At 39.6% G+C, this 4,265-nt stretch carries 4 protein-coding genes and 1 pseudogene; 4 read left to right on the top strand and 1 reads right to left on the bottom strand.

Going from position 1 to position 4,265, the window contains the following annotated elements; translation table 11 throughout:
* The first annotated feature begins 176 nt into the window (after window positions 1-176).
* Genes VLB74_RS13390 through VLB74_RS13375 form a run of 4 tightly spaced genes read left to right on the top strand, consistent with a single transcriptional unit; the run spans window position 177 to window position 3,761 of the window.
* Window positions 177-2,393, top strand: a complete 2,217-nt coding sequence (locus VLB74_RS13390) for a molybdopterin oxidoreductase family protein (RefSeq protein ID WP_325203959.1) — start codon at window positions 177-179, stop codon at window positions 2,391-2,393.
* Window positions 2,394-2,411: 18 nt separating this feature from the next.
* Window positions 2,412-2,981 (top strand): 4Fe-4S dicluster domain-containing protein, encoded by a 570-nt coding sequence (locus VLB74_RS13385; protein ID WP_325203958.1) that lies wholly within the window; start codon window positions 2,412-2,414, stop codon window positions 2,979-2,981.
* Between the two features lie 10 nt (window positions 2,982-2,991).
* Window positions 2,992-3,516 carry a QcrA and Rieske domain-containing protein gene (locus VLB74_RS13380; RefSeq protein ID WP_325203957.1) on the top strand — a complete coding sequence of 175 codons (525 nt, stop codon included), beginning with the start codon at window positions 2,992-2,994 and terminating at the stop codon, window positions 3,514-3,516.
* Complete coding sequence (locus VLB74_RS13375; RefSeq protein WP_325203956.1) at window positions 3,513-3,761, top strand: DUF6755 family protein; 249 nt, start codon at window positions 3,513-3,515, stop codon at window positions 3,759-3,761. Before VLB74_RS13380 ends, VLB74_RS13375 begins: the two co-directional genes overlap by 4 nt.
* A 184-nt stretch (window positions 3,762-3,945) precedes the next feature.
* Here VLB74_RS13375 and VLB74_RS13370 read toward each other — a convergent pair.
* Window positions 3,946-4,265: pseudogene (locus VLB74_RS13370) on the bottom strand (M56 family metallopeptidase); the annotation flags it as partial.

Genomic DNA, 4,265 nt, shown 5'->3' with positions numbered 1-4,265 from the left:
GATTTGAAAGTAGTAACCCGAAAATTAGGTTTTGACTTTACATTGCCAGACGGAAGTTCGCATTTAGATTTAAGTCCTGAGGGAAAACGCTCCCGAATCGCTCAGGCTCACCTGAAAGCCAGACAAGAAGGCGGAAACTTATTTGGATAAAACATTTATAAAAAACAATCAAGAACATGGCTAAATTACCAGTTTCTACAGAAAATATTATTGCCCACTTTGGTCCACATTTAAATTATCCCCCACAAGATGGGTATGAAGGAAGAGATGAACCTGACGAAGTCGTTGAAACCCATTGTTGTTTTTGCGGAATGCAATGCGGAATCAAACTTTTGGTAAAAGAAAATAAAGTTGTAGGCTTTGACCCATGGATGGAATTCCCTTTCAACGAAGGAAGACTGTGTCCGAAAGGCGTTCAACGTTACCTTCAAAACAATCACCCTGACCGATTGTTGAGCCCTTTGAAAAGAGTCGAAGGACAAGGATTTGTACCCATGAGTTGGGACGATGCAATGGACAAAACCGTTTCCGAAATACAACGCATTCAAAAAACATACGGAAACGATGCTTTTTCCATGTTATCGGGAGTTTCATTGACCAATGAAAAAAGTTATCTGGTTGGAAAATTTGCCCGCGTTGCCCTGAAAACAAAAAACCTCGACTACAACGGCCGTCTGTGTATGGTAAGTGCCGGTGCGGGAAACAAAAAAGCATTTGGTCTCGACCGCGGTTCCAATAATTATTCCGACCTGGAATATGCCGAAGTGATTATCGTTGCCGGAGCTAACATCAGCGAAACCTTCCCTACACTGACCTATTGGATTTGGAAGGCAAGAGACAGAGGAGCAAAACTGATTGTTATCGACCCAAGAGTTATCCCATTGGCGAGAACAGCCGATGTTCACTTGGACGTAAAACCGGGAACCGACTCAGCCTTATACGGAGCCATGCTCAAATATTTGGCCGATAATGATATGCTGGACCACGATTTCATCAACAACCATACTTCGGGATTTGAGCAAACTTTGGATTCTGTGAAAGATTACACTTTGGAATGGGCCGAAGAAATTACCGGTATCAGCAAAGAAAAAATTAAACAGGCAGCCGAACTTTGGGGCAAAGCCAAAACTTCCTTCCTGCTTCATGCCAGAGGAATCGAACACCATTCCAAAGGAGTTGACAATGTTTTGGGCTGTATAAACTTAGTATTAGCCACCGGCCGAATAGGAAAACCTTATTGCGGTTATGCCACCATAACCGGACAAGGCAATGGTCAGGGCGGACGTGAACACGGACACAAATGCGACCAATTGCCCGGAAACAGAGACATTGAAAATCCGGAACACCGTAAATACATTTCGGAAGTCTGGGGCATCAACGAACCGGATTTACCAGGAAAAGGGCTATCTGCTTACGAAATTATTGAAGCTATTCACAGAGGAGAAATCAAAGGTTTGTTATCCATCTGTTTCAACCCATTAGTTTCTTTACCTAACAGTAATTATGTTAGGGAAGCTTTAGAAAAACTGGAATATTACGTTTGTATCGATTTCTTTTTGAATGAAACCGCACGTCATGCAGATGTTATTCTGGCTGGTTCATTGCAGGAAGAAGAAGATGGGACGACCACCTCAGCGGAAGGCCGTGTCATCCGAATTCGTCAGGCGGTAACTCCTCCGGGAAATGCCAGAAAAGATACTGATATTTTATTGGAACTAGCCAAACGTTTAGGAACCAAAGACAAATTTACCTACGAAAACAGCGAAGCCATTTTCAATGAACTGCGTGTGGCCTCAAAAGGAGGAACAGCCGATTATTTTGGAATTTCATATAAAAAAATAGAAGACAATATGGGGGTTTTCTGGCCATGTCCGTCGGATGATCATCCGGGAACACCAAGACTTTGGGAAGACCGAAAATTCAGAACTCCCGATGGAAGAGCCCATTTCAATCCGGCACCCTACAAACTTCCTGGCGAAGTTACCGATGACGAATATCCTATTGTTTTAACAACAGGGCGTGTGGTTTCGCAATATCTGAGCGGAACCCAAACCCGAAGAATAGGTAAATTAGTAGGACAATATCCGGAACCTCTATTGGAAATCCACCCCGAGCTGGCCGAAAAATACGGTATTCAGCAACGTGAGTTAATTAAAGTTTCGACCCGTAGAGGTGAAGGAACTTTTCCTGCCAATATTGTTGAAACGATTCGAAAAGACACCGTTTTTCTTCCATACCATTGGCCTGGAGAAAAATCAGCAAATCTTTTGACACCCGGAACTTTGGATCCGATTTCAAAAATACCGGAATTCAAAGTTTGTGCCTGCAAATTAGAGCCTCAGAAAAAGATTGCGCCTCCTTCGAGTGAATCCAAAGCGTATGCGAGTGTCTAATCTATAAAAATTAAAGAAATGAATTATACCACTTTTAACAGAAGCGAAGAATTTTTTGTAGATATGCAGCGCTGCATTGGCTGTAAGGCTTGCGAAATGGCCTGCGCCGAGTGCGAAACCAACGGTCATGATTCGATGATTCATGTGAATTATGTAGAACGCTCGACTACTATCCAGACAACGGTTCAGGTTTGTATGCATTGTGAGGACCCTGTTTGTGCCAATGTCTGCCCAGCTGATGCCATTTCCAAAGACGAATTTGGAATCGTTCATACCGCCAATACCGAAAGATGTATAGGCTGTTCCAACTGCGTTATGGCTTGTCCATTTGGGGTTCCGAAAAAAATAGAAGAATACGATTTGATGATGAAATGCACCATGTGTTATGACCGAACCAGTATAGGCAAAAAACCAATGTGCGCTACAGTTTGTCCTAGTGGAGCATTATTCTACGGCACAAAAGAAGAATTAAAAGAAATGCGTCCCAACAGTACTCCTGTAAACACTTTTGTGTTTGGAAAAGAAACCGTGAAAACAAAAGTAAACATCATGATGCCCAAAGGACACACCGAACTTATCATTTACTAAAAAACGTAACATGTCTAAAGAAAACAATATAAATAAAAACTGGAAAAAAGACTTTCCAATACACAAACAGGAAGCAGCTCAGGTAAGTCGTAGAGATTTTGCCAAATTTCTGACTTTAGTTTCCGGAGGATTAATGACAGGAAGTGGATTAGTGGTAGCCAAAGACTATTTTCTCCCAAAAGAAAAAATCGAAGGAGAGCATTATGTTTGTGACATAAAAGACATTCCGGATGGAGGTACAAAATCCTTTGTTATTGAAGGAAGCAAAATCCCATATATATTAATCAAACTGGAAGATAATACTTTTACAGCCTACGAGCAAAAATGTACGCATCTCTCCTGTGCCGTTTTTTATAAACCAGGCACGGGCCATATCGAATGTCCTTGTCATGAAGGATTATTTGATGCCAAAACAGGTGAAGTATTAGCCGGACCGCCACCAAGACCTTTGCCAAAATTAGAGGTTATTCTGAAAGGAGAAGCCATTTATGTTCAGGAAGAAAAGAAAACAAAAACATTATTTGAAAGGTCATGAGTACTTTTAGAACCGGACAAAATCAGTCCAATACCCGAAAACTGAATATCATATTATCAACCATTATTTTTATACTGATATTAAATCTGAGTATACAAATATGGCTTTTATACACGGCATTGAACAACGCTCTGGACAATAATCATGAAATCCTGATGCCTGCATTCCTGGGCTCAGTGGTATTATTTTTAATAAATTTTGGATGTATCTATTATCTGCCTTCGGGAAATAAAAAAAGTGCTTAAAGAGAACTTTCAAAAAACAATTAATAAAAACGGCTTAGTAATTCTGAGCCGTTTTTTTTTATGTTTTTTAGAAATAAACAATGAGAATATAAAAAAAATAACCTCGCGAATTTTGCAAGGTTATGTTTTTTAAACTGAATTTTTAGTCTTACAACTCAAATGTTTTTATATTCTGTTTCTTCTCTTAGTTACCAACTACAGCTTTTAATTCTGTATATTTTTCAAGGTCTTTAAAATCATGACCTTTTTCTTTCATCGATTTAACAAAGGAAGGAGTAACTCCTAATGCTTTTGCTGCAACAACATCATCCAAAGTCAAGTTAGTAAACCCAAAATTCTTATATTGATCAATTAAATCCGGAGTTATATTCTGTGATTTCAAAGCAAACAAATCATCTGGTTTGAGATTTTTAAAACCTAATTTTTCAAACTCCCCTATATCTTTTGGAGTAATATTTAGAGATTTCAAAGAAAGTAAATCATCAGGCTTGAGATTAGTATAAC

This window comes from Flavobacterium sp. (genome assembly GCF_035456225.1).
Lineage (GTDB): Bacteria > Bacteroidota > Bacteroidia > Flavobacteriales > Flavobacteriaceae > Flavobacterium.
The sequence above is the reverse complement of the archived record's forward strand: the minus strand, read 5'-3'. Positions and strand labels throughout refer to the sequence as shown.

Excerpts from the sequence above, each read along its gene's own strand:
- VLB74_RS13390 (WP_325203959.1), top strand. The coding sequence starts at position 177 with ATGGCTAAATTACCAGTTTCTACAGAAAATATTATTGCCCACTTTGGT.
- VLB74_RS13385 (WP_325203958.1), top strand. The coding sequence starts at position 2,412 with ATGAATTATACCACTTTTAACAGAAGCGAAGAATTTTTTGTAGATATG.
- VLB74_RS13380 (WP_325203957.1), top strand. The coding sequence starts at position 2,992 with ATGTCTAAAGAAAACAATATAAATAAAAACTGGAAAAAAGACTTTCCA.
- VLB74_RS13375 (WP_325203956.1), top strand. The coding sequence starts at position 3,513 with ATGAGTACTTTTAGAACCGGACAAAATCAGTCCAATACCCGAAAACTG.